This window comes from Thiomicrospira sp. WB1, assembly GCF_001507535.1.
In the GTDB taxonomy this organism is placed as follows: domain Bacteria; phylum Pseudomonadota; class Gammaproteobacteria; order Thiomicrospirales; family Thiomicrospiraceae; genus Hydrogenovibrio.
In genome coordinates this window covers 383,986-401,461 of record NZ_LQBN01000003.1, presented here as the reverse complement: position 1 = coordinate 401,461, position 17,476 = coordinate 383,986, and the positions used below count along the sequence as shown (strand labels likewise).

The window sequence follows — 17,476 nt, the reverse complement described above, 5'->3', positions numbered from 1 at the left end:
TGTTGGTTTCAGCCAGCCTGAGCCAACGTTTCAGGGGCCTGGCAGCGCCCTTTTTGATTGCGTTTTACTAGCAAATTCAGTGCCATCACTGATCGCTCAAGAGCCTTTTTAACCAGGCCTGGTTAAAAAGGCATGCCGACGACATCAGACCACATCCAAGCCCTGTTCTTTAAATTTGGCCAGTTTATAGCGTAACGTACGCGGGCTGATATTTAAAGCCTCGGCGGTTTTTTGACGGTGGCCGTCGTTGGCTTTCAGAGTTTTTAAAATAATATGCGCTTCGCGTTCTTTCAGATCGGTAATTTCCCGATCGGGCTCATTGTCCCGTGTGGCAGTTGTGCTCGCTATAGGGTCATGGTCCGTCTCGGCGGCGTGTGGTGCCCTCTTTTCTTCTTCAGCGCTGACGGACGTGTCGAACATCAGATCTTCGGAATGGATGGTATCGCCCGACATCATCACCAGCGCTCGTTGAATCACGTTGTCCAACTCTCGGATATTTCCGGGCCAGGGGCACTCGATCAGTGCTTTCATTGCGGGCGCAGCGATCATGGGCTCAACTCGCTGCCGACCGCAATGACGCTGCAACAAACGATCCGTGATCGCTGCGATGTCACGCGGGCGTTCACGCAAGGGCGGCAGGCGCATCGGGAACACATTCAAACGATAAAACAAATCTTCCCGAAAATCGCCGTTCTCAATGGCTTTTTTCATATCGATGTTGGAGGCGCTCAGCACCCGAACGTCCAATTTTTGGGTTTTGGTGCTGCCCAGACGCTCGACTTCTTTTTCCTGAAGCACACGCAACAGCTTGGCCTGGAGATCGGCACGCATTTCCCCGATTTCATCCAAAAACAGTGTGCCGCCATGGGCCTGTTCAAACTTGCCGGGCATGGCTTTCATGGCCCCGGTAAACGCCCCTTTTTCATAACCGAACAGGGTCGCTTCGAGCATGTTTTCGGGAATGGCGGCGCAGTTGATGGCGACAAACGGCTTCTGACGACGCGGCGACTGATTATGAATGTAGCGGGCCAGCACTTCTTTGCCCGTCCCGCTCTCGCCTGTAATCATGACGGTGGCTTCGCTTTCGGCAACCTTTTTGGCCATGGCCTTCAGCTTAACCGTGGCGGGGTCGGCCACCACAAAGTCTTCATCACTGGAGGCATCGCGGTAAAAATAGGCTTTGGCCTTGTCCACCAACTCATCGGCCTCAAAAGGTTTTAAAATGTAATCCACTGCACCGGCTTTCATCGCGTCCACAGCCTGTTCGACCGTGCCATACGCCGTCATCAGCACCACCGGCAAATAAGGTTTGATCGCCCGGATCCGCTTCATCAGGTCGTAGCCGTCCATGCCATCCATACGAATGTCACTGAACACCATGGCAATTTCATCGTCCAGCGCCACCAGGGCATCTTCGGCCGAGCTCACGGCCTCGACTTCGAACTCATTCAGCTCCAGTGTGTCAACCAGTGCTTCCTGCAGCTCTTTGTCGTCTTCCACCACTAATATTTTAGCGATACTCATGCCTGCTCCTTTTCCACCGCCAGCGGCAGGCGCAACCCGAATTCCGCGCCTTGGCCCGGAATCGAATGCACCCAGACATCCCCGTCGTGTGCCTGTGCGACGGCACGGACCACCGCCAAGCCCAGGCCTGTTCCTTTGGCCCGGCTGGTAAAAAACGGTTCAAAAATCTTTTCGTGCAATGTTTCGGTCAACCCTGGCCCTTGATCTTTGACACTGATGCTCACACTGGAATCTTCTTGGGGGAACGGCTCAGACGTTGTGACGCGCACCTGAATGTCAGCGTGCTCCCCCACCACATCAATCGAATTACTGACCAAATTCTGCAGGGCCGTCAGTAATGCGTCCTGATCTCCCATGACCACCAATCCGGGCTTGACCTCATCATAAGCGATCACACTGCGAGTTTGAAACACTTTCGGCTCCACAGAAGCCGCCAATTGCGTCAACAACTGCGACACGTCCACTGGCTGGTCTTTGGCTTTGCCGCCGCGTGCGTATTGCAGCATGTCCTCAACCAGCGCTTCCAGATGGCGCAGACTGCTTAATGTCTTACTGGTAAATTTGTCCCGCTTTTCTTCGCTTAATGCTTTGGACGACATTTGCGACACATACAGCAGTGCCGAGGCCAGGGGCGTGCGAATCTGGTGCGCCAAGGAAGCAGCCATTTCACCCATGGAGCTCAGTCGTTGATGGCGACTGATGTGGTCCCGCAGGGTTCGCGCATCGGTCACGTCCTGGATCAGCAGAATTTTGCCCTTCAGGCTGTGATCTGTCTGAGACAAGTTCAGTGATGTTTCTGACAGCTGATAGATGGTCTGGTCATGGGTAATCAATTCACTGGCTGCATTGTGCGTCAAAAACGCATTGCGCACCACCACCGACCACTGGCGCCCCATCGCGTCTTTTCCGAGGATTTTAGCCGCTGCCGGGTTCATATCGGTGATACGATCCTGCTCGTCCAACACCAGAACTGCGGCCGGCAACAAAGCCAGCAGCTGATCCAGTCGTTCACCCACACGGTGTTTTTCTTTGTTGCTTTGGGCCAGCTTTTGCTTCAGCTCAATGACTTCATGCTGCAGGGACTCATATGCTCGGGTCAGCTGAGTCGAGGTTTGATTAAACAGTTCAAACGCCTCTTCCAACTCCTCCAGTCGCTTCTGTTCGACCTCATTGATCATTCGGTCTCCTTATCCCCTGTCCAACACCTTGATGTCACCAACCCTCAGTTTAAATTGAACTTACGGATTTTTTCGACCAATGTGGTGCGATTGGTTTGCAATAGTTTGGCGGCCTGACTGACATTGCCCTCGGTTTCCGCCAGCGCTTTCTGAATGAGTTGCACCTCCATGTCCACGAGGTACGACTTCAAATTAAGACCCGACGACAAATCCGGTTCCATCGTCTCGACGGTCATATTAATGTCTGACACCGCATTTTTGGGTGTTTCCACTTGGCTTGCTTGAGGTTCCTCGGGAAGCTCTGTCGCTTTCTCAACCTCTGTTTCCGGCTGAGATCCGGGCTCCGAAACATTCGGGACAGGCGTCTTCAATCCGGTCGATTCAGAGATGTCGACCTGATATTTTTCCGGCAAATCATCATATCCGACGGACGTATCCGGGAATAGAATCGACAGCCGCTCTGCCAGGTTACCGAGCTCCCGAACGTTGCCCGGCCAATGATAGTGTTGCAGCGCAATCAACGCCTCTTCTGTCATGTCAGGGATCGGGCGTTGCTGGTCCCGCATTTTGGCAAACATAAAGTCAAGTAAGGCAGGAATGTCTTCCGGCCGCTCTCGCAGAGCAGGCATTTCAATGGGGAAAACGTTGAGTCGATAAAAAAGATCTTCGCGAAACGTGCCTTCTTCAATATTATCTTCCAACTGGCGATGCGTGGCCGCAATCACCCGTACATCGCACTCAAAGCTTTTATTGCCCCCGACACGCTCATACATCCGCTCCTGAAGCACGCGCAACAATTTCACTTGCATGGGCAAAGGCATATCACCGATTTCATCCAGAAAAATCGAGCCCTTCTCCGCCAGTTCAAAACGCCCTTTTCTCGCCGTGATGGCCCCAGTAAATGCGCCTTTTTCGTGCCCGAAGAGTTCAGATTCCAGCAGTTCTCCTGGAATCGCGCCACAGTTAATGGGGACAAAAGGTCGTTCTTTGCGATTGGAAACGGCGTGCAACGCCTGGGCCACCACTTCTTTGCCCGTGCCGGATTCACCCAGAATCAACACGGTCGCATCCGTGTGTGCGACTTGTTGAATCAAGGTTTTGACCTGTTGCATGGCCTGACCGTCACCGACCAGAGATGCGAGAGGGGTATCGTCCATAGTGCCGCCGTTTTTGACCGTAACTGCAGACGTTATATTCGTTTTTTTACGTGATGTCAAAAATTTGGCAGAGTTTTTTCAAAAACCGTGTTGAAACCGGCGTAAATAGAGGAAAATATTACTTGAGATAGGCTTGGAGACGGTGAAATCGTTGTGTGTTGCTTTGAAGCTCTTTGGTCAAGTCTGTTTGGGCTTGCTCAATGGAAGCTTGAATCTGCTGATTATCTTCAAGTAACTCGGACTGAAGATCGATCAAATCCGAACCAAACTGCTCATTGGCGTGTTCAAGCATTTCTGGCCATGCGGAATTGAGCATCTCAAATGCCTCCCAGTCATGTGACTGGGCTGCATTGACCATGTTTTTAGAATGCGACAGCAAACGCATTCTGGTGGTGCGTAAATCCGCCGACATTATGCCCCCAGCTTTTGCAGCTGATCACGTGATGCCCGCTTGAAATTATCGGGCATGTCATTCCATGCTTCGCGAATGGGCTTAATCACATCCAGCACCTCATCCACCATGGACAGGTCGTTTTTGGCAGAGGCTTCAAACAACCGACGGTACGCAAAGTCGTATAAACCAAACAGATTTTGTGCGACTTCACCGCCCTTTTCCAGCTCCAAGCCGTCCCGCAAATTGCTGATGATCGACAATGCCTTATTCACATGCTCAGCCTTTTTTGCATAATTTTTTTGTTCAATAAAAACTTTTACCAGCGTCAAATTCTTGACCGCCCCTTCATACAGCATATCAACCAGCTTATGCGGCGTGGCTTCTGAAATCGCCGTTTCCACATAGTTATTGGCATATTGTTGAGCAAAGTTATTATTCATCATCATGGTCATGCGCCACCCCGTGTGTATTAATTGCTGTCACCACCAAATCGTTGAGTCAGGAAACTGCGAGTCTGTTCTGTACTCGACAGAATCGACTGCAGAGAAGAAAACTGCATCTGATATTTTTGTAGCAACATTTGATAACGATCGTCCAGTTCTGTTGACTGTTCCTGATAGTCATCCAGTTTATTGTTAAGCGATTCCATGCGTTTAGAAATCAACCCGTTGTCGGTATCAAACAACGTATTGACTGTCTCATTGAGACGGCTGGCAAACCCTTGGGCAAAGGTAATGGTGCCACGATCACCCGTGGCGCCGCCCAAAACCTCAAACGACAAACCGCGCATACTGACAAACTCACCATCCTTGGAGGCAAAGTCACTGATTTCAATCTTGCGCCCGTCTTCCGGGTCAACATAGGCACCAATGTTAATCGATACACCGTCTTTATCGGTTAAAGTGCCGTCCACATTCTGGCCGGTTGCCGAAGCGGCCGTTAACCCAGAATCGGCAAAATTGGTGACGGCACTCAAATCAATGGCGGAATTCCCCCCAAATTTTTCAGAGGCAATACTGAGCTTCGATCCGTCGTTGGTGACGGAAACACTGGCACCGGAATTTTTTACCGCATCCAGATTGTTAATGGCTGTGGTCATGGTGCTGGCCAGTTCATCCAATGTATACTGCCCTGCACCAATGGTCACTGTACTTGCGGTGGAACCATCGACACTGATATCGAACGTTGCGTCCGCGCCCAAATCCACCACCATGGTTCCTGTTCCATCATCAACCAAATTGGCCGCACCGCCGTCGATTGCCGCACGCGTAGCCGTCTGAGTGATGTTGAGGTCATAATTGCCGGTGACGGTTTTATCCGATCCTGACAAAACATTAACCAAGTTATCATCACTACTGCCACCTTTCGCAAATAAGCTTGCCACTTTATCCAGATTGTTATTGATGGCGTTATCCAGTTCGGCCGCATCCACTTCCAGCTTGCCTTCACGATCAAAGCTCACACCAATCATCGACAAAGAGCTGAAGTTGGTTTCAAGCTCATCAATGGCGCCGCTCAGCGAGCTTCGCAACTGAGACTCGACCGAACGCAACAAGCTACTGCCAGCCAAATCACCATAGTATTGATACTCTTCGGACTCCAGTTCTTCCTGCGTCAAATCGCTTTTATCATAGGAACCCAGCTCATCGGTGATTGTATGAAGCTGGTTATAGACGTCCACAAACTGATTAATGGTGTCCTTGATGTTCGAGGTATCCTGAGAAACACTGACCGTATTTTGCGTTCCCGGCGACGCCGTCTGCAACTGAAACGTTACCCCTTCAATCGCTTCATCAAACGTATTGGTACTACTTGACAGTGTTAAACCATTCAGCACCATCTGGGCATCTTGTCCCATGGACGTCGTCGTCGTACTGGAAGCAACGTCCGTTGTGCCACCAAGGGTAACTTGCCCTGCAGCCCCCTGGGTTTTAGAAGTAAACATCATCTGATAGTTGCCACCATTATTAACAATGGAAGCATTCACCCCATAATCACCGCTATTGATATAGTTGCGCAGGCCTTCAAGTGTGTTGTTCCCTTCAGCCGAAGATACTGTAATGCTGTGACTTTGACCTGCCACATCAATGGTTAGCGTTCCATCTGTAATGGTGGACGCAGAGCTTGCATACAACTGATCAGACACTTCGGTATGAACTTGAGCCAGCTGTTTGGATTCAATATTGTAAGAAGCTGGCGATGCACCTTCAGATGCTGTTACGGTAACGATGCTCTCATTGGAACTGGTCGCACTTTTTTGTGTAAACAGGTCCGGACTGGCCAGATCGGTCACATAAGACTGAAAAGCAGTCAGGTTCGTCTTCAGGTATTTGATGGCATCCAGTTCAGTGTTCGTCTTTTCTTGTTTTTGCTCAATAAATGAGCGCTTGCCGGCGACTTCTGCCTCCGCCAAGGTTTTGGACATTTCGCCCAAATTAAACGAACTGTTGGTCAAGCCATTCAGCAGTGTGGTACCGATTTCATTCGCCATGATGTTCTCCTGGTCTCAAACGGCGTGTGCTGGTGATCCAATCAAACCTGAAAAGCACAAGCAATGCCATAATCTATATTTTAATAACGTTATCGGCCACGTTTGTAAAAACTTAAAGAAAGGGAATAAGAAAAAAAGCGGCCACAATGACCGCTAAACACACAAGGGAACTGGTCAGGCCTGCTCATTCGCAAACAGGCCTGTGAGCGGAGAGGCCTCTCCCGGCAGGGACCGGGACCTCTCCAGAAATTGAGTGATGTTTTCAGCCATTGCCAAAAACTGGTCGGAAGGAATTTGTCGGATCACTTCACCCGACGACTCATCCTTCACTTTAATCACCATTTTGCCATATTCTTTGTGCATGGCAAACTGTAATGCACTTTTTGTCTGTTGCAATGTTTGATTCAAACCTTCCATGGTCTGTTCAAACATTTTGGGGTCAGTGTCAATCGACGGCTTTGACTCGGACGCCACGACGGGATCGGTCAATACAGGCTCTTTAATCATCGCTCGCACGGTTTCTGAGCCAGTCACGCCTGAAGAACGCACCAACTCATCTTGAGCTGGCACGCTTCGTTCGGCAGATTGATTCCGCAATGATGTCTGGTTGTACTGTCCGGGCTGAATGTTGATGTTCTCACTCATCACCCTAACCTCCCGCCTTCAGCAATATCTATATGATTTCACTGAATAAGGCGCCTGTCAAATTTTCCTGTGTCGTTTGGCCTGACTGCTGCAGGCTGTTCAAATAATTATTGATATGCTCCATCTGTTGCAGTGCCTGATCAGATGGAAACTGCCGAATGACTTCATCCGTATTCGTATCGATCACCTTGACCACTTGTGACTGAGTCTCCTCATCCACCGAAAAAGCCAGAGACTGCCCCGCCAACTGCATCGCATTATTCAATGTGTCTGCGGTTGCGGTTAAGTCCTCTATAGAAACCTCTTTCGTCTGGACAGCAGATTCAGCTGGTCGGTTCTGTATCACGGTCGTGGAAACCGTCGCTTGAGAACTAGGTCCCTTTGCGCTGGTTTCCGCCGCTTGTGGCACAGAAGGCGACATGGGTTGAATTTCCATATCTCACCTCCTAATCGTAATCACGTTTAACGTAACAACGACAACACGTTCTGCGACTGCTGGTTGGCCTGACTGAGCATGCTCATACCGGCCTGCTGCAATACCTGAGTCCGCGCCAGATTGGCACTTTCACGCGCAAAGTCGGCGTCTTCAATCTGTGAACGGGCTGAACTCATGTTTTCGTTCACGTTTGCCAGGTTGGAAACGGTCGATTCCAGACGGTTCTGCAACGCACCCCATTTCGCACGGAAGGTGTTGATGTTGGACAGATCTTTTTCAATATTACTCACCGCTTGAGAGGCATTGCCTGCTGTGGTGATGTCTGTACCGGTACTGGTTTGCAGACTGCCAGCACTGAAACCTTCCAACGACACCGTGATCTTGTTATCCGTGCCATTTTCCCAGCCCACGTGCAAGCTAATTGCAGCATTGGAACCGTTCATCAAAGACGTTTCGTTAAACTTGGTGGTCTTCGCAATCCGGTCGATTTCGTTCTGCAGCTGGGTGAATTCTTCATCCATCTGAGTGCGGTTTTCAGCATTGTAAGTACCGTTCATCGCCTGCACCGCCAGCTCACGCATGCGCTGCATCATCCCGACCACCTCTTCGGTCGCCCCATCCACAGTCTGAATCATCGCCATGCCGTCATTGGCATTTCGGATGGATTGATCCGTCCCACGAATCTGTGAACTCATGCCGGTGGCGACCGCCAGACCCGCCGCATCATCAGCGGCGGAGTTGATACGCTGGCCGGACGTCAGACGTTCCATTGCCGTGGACTGTTCCACACTGGTTTTATCCAGAATTCGGTTGGCGTTCATCGCCGCCATGTTTGTGTTAATCACCATTGCCATGATGTCTCTCCTTTTTCAAGATTCTTTATGAAACGCTCGTTATCTCAAAAGCGAGAGAACATTCTGTGATTGCTGGTTAGCCTGACTGAGCATACTCATACCGGCCTGCTGCAACACCTGAGTTCGCGCCAGGTTGGCACTTTCGCGGGCAAAGTCGGCGTCCTGGATCTGAGAACGCGCACCGTTCATGTTTTCGTTCACGTTCGCCAAGTTGGAAACGGTTGATTCCAGACGGTTCTGCAAGGCACCCCATTTGGCGCGCTCCAAGTTGATCGAGCTGATCGCGCCGTCAATTGAACCCACAGCAACCGACGCTTTGGAGACTTTAGCAATACTGGCATTGGACAAGGCCCCACCCACAGACGTGACGTCCACCGTCGAAATGTTGATCTTGTTCACTGAACCGTTTTCCCAGCCAACGTGCAGACTGACCGTGGTAGTGGTTCCGTCCATCAAGGCCACTTCGTTAAATTTGGTGGTGTTGCCTACTCGGTTAATTTCAGCTGCCAACTGACCATATTCTTCCTGCATTTGCGTGCGGTTTTCAGCGTTATAGGTACCGTTCAGGGACTGTACCGCCAGCTCACGCATACGCTGCATCATGTTGACCACTTCGTCGATCGCGCCGTCCTGGGTCTGAATCAGGGCCATGCCGTCATTGGCGTTTCGGATGGATTGGTCCGTACCACGGATTTGTGAGGTCATGCCCGTGGCGACCGCCAGACCCGCCGCGTCATCGGCGGCAGAGTTGATACGCTGACCGGACGTCAGACGCTCCATTGCCGTAGACTGCTCGACGCCGGTTTTATCCAGAATTCGGTTGGCATTCATCGCCGCCATGTTTGTGTTAATCACCATTGCCATGATGTCTCTCCTTTTTGGCTTTGTGTGTTTGTTTGGGTTTTCCCAAATCTTATCTCTCTAGTATCGTTAACGGCTCTTTGCCCGACACTTTAGGAATTTTTTTATTTTTTCGTTTCCGAATGTTGCATACAAAAAAAAGCCGCTAAAAAGCGGCTAAACACAAGGGAACTTTCAAAAGCCTCTTTGGCCAGCATTCTCAGGCAAAAAACACCTCAGAACGTTGGTAAAAAAGCCTGCCCTTTTCTTCTTCCTCGTTGTTATAAATCTAAGTCTTTCGTCGATTGAATGCCTTTTTCACCAGGCCTGGTGAAAAAGGCGATGGCTCTTCTACTGCAGCAACTGCATCACATTCTGTGACTGCTGGTTGGCCTGACTGAGCATGCTCATACCGGCCTGCTGCAACACCTGGGTACGTGCCAGCGCCGCACTTTCCGCCGCAAAGTCCGCATCCAGAATCCGTGAACGTGCCGCGTTCATGTTTTCGTTCACGTTCGCCAGGTTCGACACAGTGGATTCCAAACGGTTCTGGATCGCACCCCATTTCGCACGGTTGACGTTGATGGTGGACAGGTCATTTGTGATCGCAGAGATCGCCGCACTCGCTGCACTGATATTGCCAATGCTGGCATTGCTCAACCCGGCGCTCAGGTTACCCTGACTGAAGTTGTAGGTTGAAATGTACAGTTTGTTGGTGGAACCCGCTTCCCAACCAATGTGCAGGCCAACACTGGCAATGGAGCCGTTCATCAACGGTGTCTCATTAAATTTGGTGGTGTCCGACACACGCTGAATTTCGCGCTGCAACTGCTGAAATTCTTCATTCATCTGCTGACGGTTCATGTCACTGTAGGTGCCGTTCAACGCCTGAACCGAGAGCTCACGCATCCGCTGCATCATGCTGACGATCTCTTCGCTGGCCCCATCCAGGGTCTGAACCAGTGAGATGCCGTCGTTGGCGTTACGAATGGCGACATCGGTGCCGCGAATCTGGGTGGTCATCCCGGTGGTCACCGCCAAGCCCGCGGCATCATCCGCCGCTTTGTTGATGCGAAGACCGGAGGTCAGACGTTCCATTGCCGTGGATTGCTCGGATTTGGTGGAATCGAGGATGCGGACCGCATTGATCGCGGCCATATTGGTATTGATTACCATTGCCATGATATTTCTCCCTTGTGTTGCTTGTGTGTGCTGTGTGTGGCAGCACGTCTTTTTATCGTTTTTGTATGTGAGGCATCTTTTGCGCCTTCAATAACGTTAACGACCGCAACCGGGATTCTTTAGCTTTTTTTCTTCCGGGCACAAAAAACCCCGCCGGGGCGGGGTTTGAGCAGATAATGCGTGCGCTTTATCGCAACAGCGACAACACGTTCTGCGATTGCTGGTTAGCCTGGCTGAGCATGCTCATACCAGCCTGCTGCAACACCTGCGTCCGCGCCAGGTTGGCACTTTCACGGGCGAAGTCGGCATCCTGAATCTGAGAACGGGCCGAATTCATGTTTTCGTTCACGTTTGCCAGGTTGGAAACGGTCGATTCCAGACGGTTCTGCAACGCACCCCATTTGGCACGTTCCAAGTTGATCGAGCTGATGGCCCCATCAATTGACCCCACCACCGTTGAAGCATTGGCCACGGTACTAATGGTCAGACCATCCAGATCCCCCGCAACCGAGGTCACATCGACGGTGGAAATATTAATTTTATTGACCGAACCGTTTTCCCAGCCCACATGCAAACTGATCACGGTGTTGGTACCGTCCATGAGTTCAATTTCATTGAACTTGGTGGTGTCGCCTACGCGATCGATTTCAGCTGCCAGCTGACCGTACTCTTCTTCCATTTGTTGACGGTTTTCGTCGTTGTAAGTACCGTTCATGGATTGAACCGCCAACTCACGCATGCGCTGCATCATGTTGACGACCTCTTCCATGGCGCCGTCCTGGGTCTGAATCAGAGCCATGCCGTCATTGGCGTTTCGGATGGATTGATCCGTCCCACGAATCTGTGAAGTCATGCCGGTGGCGACCGCCAGACCCGCCGCGTCATCGGCGGCGGAGTTGATGCGTTGACCGGACGTCAGACGTTCCATTGCTGTGGACTGTTCCACACTGGTTTTATCCAGAATTCGATTGGCATTCATCGCCGCCATGTTTGTGTTAATCACCATTGCCATGATGTCTCTCCCTTTTTGCTAGTGTGTGTTCTTAATCAATCAACGTTATCTCAACAATGAAAGCACGTTCTGCGATTGCTGGTTAGCCTGGCTGAGCATGCTCATACCAGCCTGCTGCAATACCTGCGTCCGCGCCAGGTTGGCACTTTCACGGGCGAAGTCGGCATCCTGAATCTGAGAACGGGCCGAATTCATGTTTTCGTTCACGTTTGCCAAGTTGGAAACGGTCGATTCCAGACGGTTCTGCAACGCACCCCACTTGGCTCGAAACGTATTGATATTGGAGAGATCGGCATCGATCTGTGTAATCGCATTGGACGCCGAACCGGCATCATCAATGGCCACAGCGGTTGATGTGTTCAACGATCCCAGACTGAACCCTTCCAACGAAACGGTGATCTTGTTGTCGGCACCGGTTTCCCAGCCAACGTGCAAGCTGATCGCAGCATTGGAACCGTTCATCAAAGACGTTTCGTTAAATTTGGTGGTCTTCGCGATCCGGTCGATCTCGTTCTGCAACTGAGTGAATTCTTCGTCCATCTGTGTGCGGTTTTCAGCGTTATAGGTGCCGTTCATGGATTGCACCGCCAGCTCACGCATGCGCTGCATCATTCCGACCACCTCTTCGGTCGCGCCATCCACAGTCTGAATCATCGCCATGCCGTCATTAGCATTTCGAATCGCTTGTTCGGTCCCACGAATCTGTGAAGTCATGCCGGTGGCGACCGCCAGACCCGCCGCATCATCGGCGGCAGAGTTGATACGCTGACCGGACGTCAGACGCTCCATTGCCGTAGACTGCTCAACGCTGGTTTTATCCAGAATCCGGTTGGCGTTAAGGGCCGCCATGTTTGTGTTAATCACCATTGCCATGATGTCTCTCCTTTTCTTGTGTGTGATGTTTGTCTTGTTATTCTTATCACTCAATGAAGTTATCGGCGCCCCTGATTTTTATTGAGCTTTTTTTTTGACTTTTTTGCCGTTGCAAAACAAAAAAAGCCGCTAAAAAGCGGCTAAACACAAGGGAACTTTCAAAAGCCTCTTTGGCCAGCATTCTCAGGCAAAAAACACCTCAGAACGTTGGTAAAAAAGCCTGCCCTTTTCTTCTTCCTCGTTGTTATAAATCTAAGTCTTTCGTCGATTGAATGCCTTTTTCACCAGGCCTGGTGAAAAAGGCGATGGCTCTTCTACTGCAGCAACTGCATCACATTCTGTGACTGCTGGTTGGCCTGACTGAGCATGCTCATACCGGCCTGCTGCAACACCTGGGTACGTGCCAGCGCCGCACTTTCCGCCGCAAAGTCCGCATCCAGAATCCGTGAACGTGCCGCGTTCATGTTTTCATTCACGTTCGCCAGGTTCGACACAGTGGATTCCAGACGGTTCTGGATCGCACCCCATTTCGCACGGTTGACGTTGATGGTGGACAGATCCTTGGTGATTGCAGAGATCGCTGCGCTAGCCGTGGCCACCGTACTGATGGTCGCATTCCCCAACCCTGCACTCAGATTACCCTGACTGAAGTTGTAGGTTGAAATGTACAGTTTGTTGGTGGAACCCGCTTCCCAACCAATGTGCAAATTAACACTGGCAACCGAGCCATTCATCAATGGCGTCTCATTGAATTTGGTGGTGTCCGACACACGTTGGATCTCAGTCTGTAGTTGCGTGAACTCCTCGTTCATCTGCTGACGGTTCATGTCACTGTAGGTGCCGTTCAACGCCTGAACCGACAGCTCACGCATCCGTTGCATCATGCTCACGATCTCTTCGCTGGCCCCATCCAGGGTCTGAACCAGTGAGATGCCGTCGTTGGCGTTACGAATGGCGACATCGGTGCCGCGAATCTGGGTGGTCATCCCGGTGGTCACCGCCAAGCCCGCGGCATCATCCGCCGCTTTGTTGATGCGAAGACCGGAGGTCAGACGTTCCATTGCCGTGGATTGCTCGGATTTGGTGGAATCGAGGATGCGGACCGCATTGATCGCGGCCATATTGGTATTGATTACCATTGCCATGATATTTCTCCCTTGTGTTGCTTGTGTGTGCTGTGTGTGGCAGCACGTCTTTTTATCGTTTTTGTATGTGAGGCATCTTTTGCGCCTTCAATAACGTTAACGACCGCAACCGGGATTCTTTAGTTTTTTTCTTCCGGGCACAAAAAACCCCGCCGGGGCGGGGTTTCAAGCTAAAAGGCATGGCTTAGGACAGCTTGGCCAGCAAGTTTTTTGCGGCTTGATTGTCTGGATCTCTTTCGAGAATCCAGTCAATGTGTTCACGCGCTTGCTGTGCTTTCTCCAACCCGATCAACCGATCAATCAGCTTGAATCGTGCCCCCAAATTTTCCGGCTTTTGTTGCAAATACATCTGAAGCACTTCCACCGAACTTTGATCCTGCTGATGCAAGTGCAACAGGTCAGAATAAGGCACCATATAATCCAGCGAGAATTGACACAAAGCCTCCAGAATCATCAGCGAATTCTGGAATTGCTTTTGTTCCATGGTGATGGCAAAGGCACGCTTGAGCGCCGTTTCCTTCAGCTGAGGAACGTCCACATAACTGTAGGCTTCAATCGCCGAATCATATTCCTCTTTGACTTCTGCCACCATCCCCTGAGCCAGCTTCTGCAATGAATGGCGGTTGGCCTCGTTTTCCAGTTCCTGTGCATGCGTTTCGATTTCTTCGATCGCGGCCACATCTTTTTGGTCCGCAGCCAGAATGGCCTTGGAAACCAGACGCGCAATGTTGTGGGTTTGCGACTTCAGTTGTTCCACTTGCTGCGTGTCTTGTTTACCCACTTCGGTTTCAAAGGCTTCATGCGCCTGTTCCAGAATCTGACGTTCTTGTTCGGAAGGCGCACGATCCAGGCATTGCTGCCAGGTCCGAAAACGTCCGAATTCATGCATGCTTTGCCATTTATCATACAAAGCCGAAAGTGGTTGGGTATGCTTGAGTTCTTCGGTGCGCAATTTGGCACGTTCAAGACTTTTGATCAATTGATTACGATAATGATCGGACAAATCAAAGACGCCTTGGAAAAAGGCTTTTAATTGCTGCACGATTTCATCCTGAGACATCGCATCGTCTGAGACAGGCTTGAACGTATCCGAGAAAAATGCGGCATTGTAGTTAAAAATGAAGTCACCATCGTCGCCGACCAGACGCTCAATTTTGTTCTTGGCCTTGATCACTTTTTTGGACACATTCGGTTTTTCCTCGCCATTGACAAACATTTTCGGCAAGAGGTCCAAACCTTCTTTGGCCAGTTTCTTAAGGTCATAAAACCGCTTCTTTTGTTTCTCCAACTGCTTAACGATTGCAGCGATGTGTTTGACCTTTTTGTCACAGGGCATGGCCAGTTTTTCACGGAAATGAATCAGGTGGAGCGATTTATCGACGTCATTCAAGCGAATGTCATCCACCGGCTGGTAGGCCACGTTCTCCATTTTGGCCGACAGGCGCCCTGTACTGATAAAAGACAATTCCGGGTTCTGTTTTTTATAATGCGCCACCTGCGTCTGCATGGCTTGCTGACCTTTCAGATAGCGGCTGGTGGTCGGCGTGATCTGACCGGCATTGTTTTCCACCACGGTTTTATCCTGATTCAGGATGTTGGCCGAATACTTGGCTTCGTCACTGCTGGATTCGTGTGTGCGACCATCGGCGAAACAGAAATCCACCCCACTGAAAATAATCTGCTGGCAGCCCAGCGCTTGCGCCAGGTGCACCGTGGTATTGATGACGTTGGGACCCGGCGAGTCGATGTTGATCACCTGATCTTTGCTCTGCCAGCCGAAACGCTGGCCGGTATAGGCGGCAAGCCCTGACCATTGTCCCAGCAGCTTCGGATTGACATGATAACTATGTAGCAGAATCGACGAATCCACATAGGTGTAGATGCCTTTTGAGTTATCAAAACTGACGTCATGCGGATCCACCGACACAAAAAAGTCGGGCACAATGCCTTCATTCACCAGGCGCCGCGCGATCCGAGCGGCCGAAAACAGCACCAACTTGTCCTGCTGGGCTTTGATCCAGTCGATGGCGTCATCCAGCGTGGGCCCGCCCCCCAGAATCACAGCGGTCGCCCCTTTCAAGTCACCCCGACAGGCTTCAATGGGTACCAGATTATCAGCGGCATTCATCAGGCGAGCGTCTTCAAACTGACGCGAGTTCTGGCCGATGACGTGCCAGGTCATGAAACCATGAAAGGCCTCATGCGCCTGATCCCAAAGCTGCATGTAAACTGAATTGACGGAGGCATCGGTCACGGATAGCGATTTGACGAGGTCCATACGCTGACGGATCAGATAGCTTTCGTTTTTCTTTTCATTCAGCAACGCGGTCAATTCCGCGGGGTCGCTGAGAAAATCAAAACGCTCATCGTCTTTGAACGCCTCCGGTAACTCGGCCAGCACCGAATCGAGTTCAATAAAGATATAACGGTTGTGCGAATCCGGTTCATGCACCTCCGCCAAATAGGCAGGCAACAAAAAGGAATCCGTTCCCACAATAATAAAAAGATACTCATTACGCGAACGTAATTGGGGTAAATGCCGTTTAAACAGTTCGGTTGAGGGCTCTTTTTCAAAGGCCAGCGCATTGACGGACTGGAAGTAACGTTCACCAAACGGGCTCGTTCGCATGGGTCCAAGTTCAAAAGAGTTGCTCATAGTCGCTGCCTAATCCTTAAAACGTTTATTTGAAATACACTTCATAATCGGCCTGGGCCTGCTCATAATCCGGGATATGGCCAATGTCCATCCAATATTCCGCCAGGGGAAAGCCCCCCATTTTAGTGCCTCCGGCCATTTCGGTTTCGATCAGTTCCGGCATGTCATAAAACTGACCGACCGGCACCGATGCAACCATCTGAGGCGACAGGCAATAAATCCCTGCATTAACGAAATAACGGTAGGTTGGCTTTTCCACCAGCTGGGAAATCGTCGAATCCTCCAGCTCAATCACACCGTATGGCACCTGATGAGAATACTCTCGAACGCAGGTGGTGATGCCGTTGCCGTGGCTTTGATGAAAGTCGAGCAATGAGCGAAAATCAATCTTGGTCAACAAATCACCATTCATCACAATCATGGGCTGATTGGATTGAATGGCCGCCTCCGGCAACAGACTTAACGCCCCCGCCGTGCCCAAGGGCTTGGGTTCTTCCACATAGGTGATGTGCACCCCCCAATCCGACCCATCACCAAAGTACGCGCGGATTTTTTCACCTAAGTAATTAATGCAAAAGTAAAATTCGGTAAACCCCTGTTCGGCGATGTGCTTGACGATCGTCTCCAAAATTGGCTGGTTGCCCACTGGTAGCATCGGCTTGGGTACCGTCTCGGTCAATGGGCGCAGCCTCATTCCCAGCCCTCCCAGCATCAACACGACCGGATTTTTTCGACGGGGCGTTTGGCGCGTTTTGTGGTAATACAGACCGACCAATTGCTTCTGGCGGTTCAGAATCGGCAAATGGCGAAGGGATTTGCGTTTGATGTGCTGTTGCCAGACGATCTCCGTTTCATCGTCGTAACCGACCGTCGGGGTCTGGTTGGCCACTCGCTCAACCGGACTATCCAGTGCTTCCCCACGCAACAGGCCCCGCCGAATGTCGCCGTCCGTCACGGTACCCAGCAATCGATTGTCAGGGGACACCATCAGGACAATCTGCATGGCCTGCTGATCCAGCACGGTCAAAGCATCTCGAATGTTCGCCTCGTGCGGCACCGAAATCGATTGCCAATCAAATAAATCCATAC

16 protein-coding genes are annotated in these 17,476 nt (G+C 51.0%); all 16 read right to left on the bottom strand.

Annotated elements, in window-relative coordinates:
• Nucleotides 1–144 precede the first annotated feature (144 nt).
• Nucleotides 145–1,524: a sigma-54 dependent transcriptional regulator gene (locus AVO41_RS09010; RefSeq protein ID WP_068585868.1), complete on the bottom strand. Its 1,380-nt coding sequence runs from the start codon at nt 1,522–1,524 to the stop codon at nt 145–147.
• Entirely contained in the window at nt 1,521–2,702 is a 1,182-nt protein-coding gene (locus tag AVO41_RS09005) for a PAS domain-containing sensor histidine kinase (protein WP_068585865.1), read from the bottom strand. The genes AVO41_RS09010 and AVO41_RS09005 overlap by 4 nt, the downstream gene beginning before the upstream one ends.
• A 44-nt stretch (nt 2,703–2,746) precedes the next feature.
• Nucleotides 2,747–3,859 carry a sigma-54-dependent Fis family transcriptional regulator gene (locus AVO41_RS09000; RefSeq protein ID WP_068585862.1) on the bottom strand — a complete coding sequence of 371 codons (1,113 nt, stop codon included), beginning with the start codon at nt 3,857–3,859 and terminating at the stop codon, nt 2,747–2,749.
• A 118-nt stretch (nt 3,860–3,977) separates the two neighbouring features.
• Entirely contained in the window at nt 3,978–4,271 is a 294-nt protein-coding gene (locus tag AVO41_RS08995) for a hypothetical protein (RefSeq protein ID WP_068585860.1), read from the bottom strand.
• The gene (fliS, locus tag AVO41_RS08990; RefSeq protein WP_068585858.1) at nt 4,271–4,705 is read right to left on the bottom strand and encodes a flagellar export chaperone FliS; all 435 of its coding nucleotides are present in this window, start codon (nt 4,703–4,705) and stop codon (nt 4,271–4,273) included. The genes AVO41_RS08995 and fliS overlap by 1 nt, the downstream gene beginning before the upstream one ends.
• A gap of 17 nt (nt 4,706–4,722) precedes the next feature.
• Nucleotides 4,723–6,744 (bottom strand): flagellar filament capping protein FliD, encoded by a 2,022-nt coding sequence (fliD, locus tag AVO41_RS08985; RefSeq protein ID WP_068585855.1) that lies wholly within the window; start codon nt 6,742–6,744, stop codon nt 4,723–4,725.
• A gap of 174 nt (nt 6,745–6,918) precedes the next feature.
• Complete coding sequence (locus AVO41_RS08980; protein WP_068585852.1) at nt 6,919–7,389, bottom strand: flagellar protein FlaG; 471 nt, start codon at nt 7,387–7,389, stop codon at nt 6,919–6,921.
• Between the two features lie 28 nt (nt 7,390–7,417).
• Nucleotides 7,418–7,825, bottom strand: coding sequence for a flagellar protein FlaG (locus AVO41_RS10650; RefSeq protein ID WP_082676683.1), 408 nt, complete (start codon nt 7,823–7,825; stop codon nt 7,418–7,420).
• A gap of 26 nt (nt 7,826–7,851) precedes the next feature.
• Nucleotides 7,852–8,679: a flagellin gene (locus AVO41_RS08970; RefSeq protein ID WP_068585847.1), complete on the bottom strand. Its 828-nt coding sequence runs from the start codon at nt 8,677–8,679 to the stop codon at nt 7,852–7,854.
• A gap of 39 nt (nt 8,680–8,718) precedes the next feature.
• Nucleotides 8,719–9,543 carry a flagellin gene (locus tag AVO41_RS08965; RefSeq protein WP_068585844.1) on the bottom strand — a complete coding sequence of 275 codons (825 nt, stop codon included), beginning with the start codon at nt 9,541–9,543 and terminating at the stop codon, nt 8,719–8,721.
• A 327-nt stretch (nt 9,544–9,870) separates the two neighbouring features.
• Nucleotides 9,871–10,701, bottom strand: coding sequence for a flagellin (locus tag AVO41_RS08960; protein WP_068585842.1), 831 nt, complete (start codon nt 10,699–10,701; stop codon nt 9,871–9,873).
• 187 nt (nt 10,702–10,888) lie between these two features.
• Nucleotides 10,889–11,713, bottom strand: a complete 825-nt coding sequence (locus AVO41_RS08955; protein ID WP_068585839.1) for a flagellin — start codon at nt 11,711–11,713, stop codon at nt 10,889–10,891.
• Nucleotides 11,714–11,758: 45 nt separating this feature from the next.
• On the bottom strand, nt 11,759–12,586 hold the full coding sequence (locus tag AVO41_RS08950; RefSeq protein ID WP_068585834.1) for a flagellin: 828 nt from the start codon (nt 12,584–12,586) through the stop codon (nt 11,759–11,761).
• A gap of 314 nt (nt 12,587–12,900) precedes the next feature.
• Nucleotides 12,901–13,731: a flagellin gene (locus tag AVO41_RS08945; RefSeq protein WP_068585830.1), complete on the bottom strand. Its 831-nt coding sequence runs from the start codon at nt 13,729–13,731 to the stop codon at nt 12,901–12,903.
• 184 nt (nt 13,732–13,915) lie between these two features.
• Nucleotides 13,916–16,387 (bottom strand): 6-hydroxymethylpterin diphosphokinase MptE-like protein, encoded by a 2,472-nt coding sequence (locus AVO41_RS08940; protein WP_068585827.1) that lies wholly within the window; start codon nt 16,385–16,387, stop codon nt 13,916–13,918.
• Nucleotides 16,388–16,412: 25 nt separating this feature from the next.
• Entirely contained in the window at nt 16,413–17,474 is a 1,062-nt protein-coding gene (locus AVO41_RS08935) for a nucleotidyltransferase family protein (RefSeq protein ID WP_235584717.1), read from the bottom strand.
• Nucleotides 17,475–17,476: the final 2 nt, after the last annotated feature.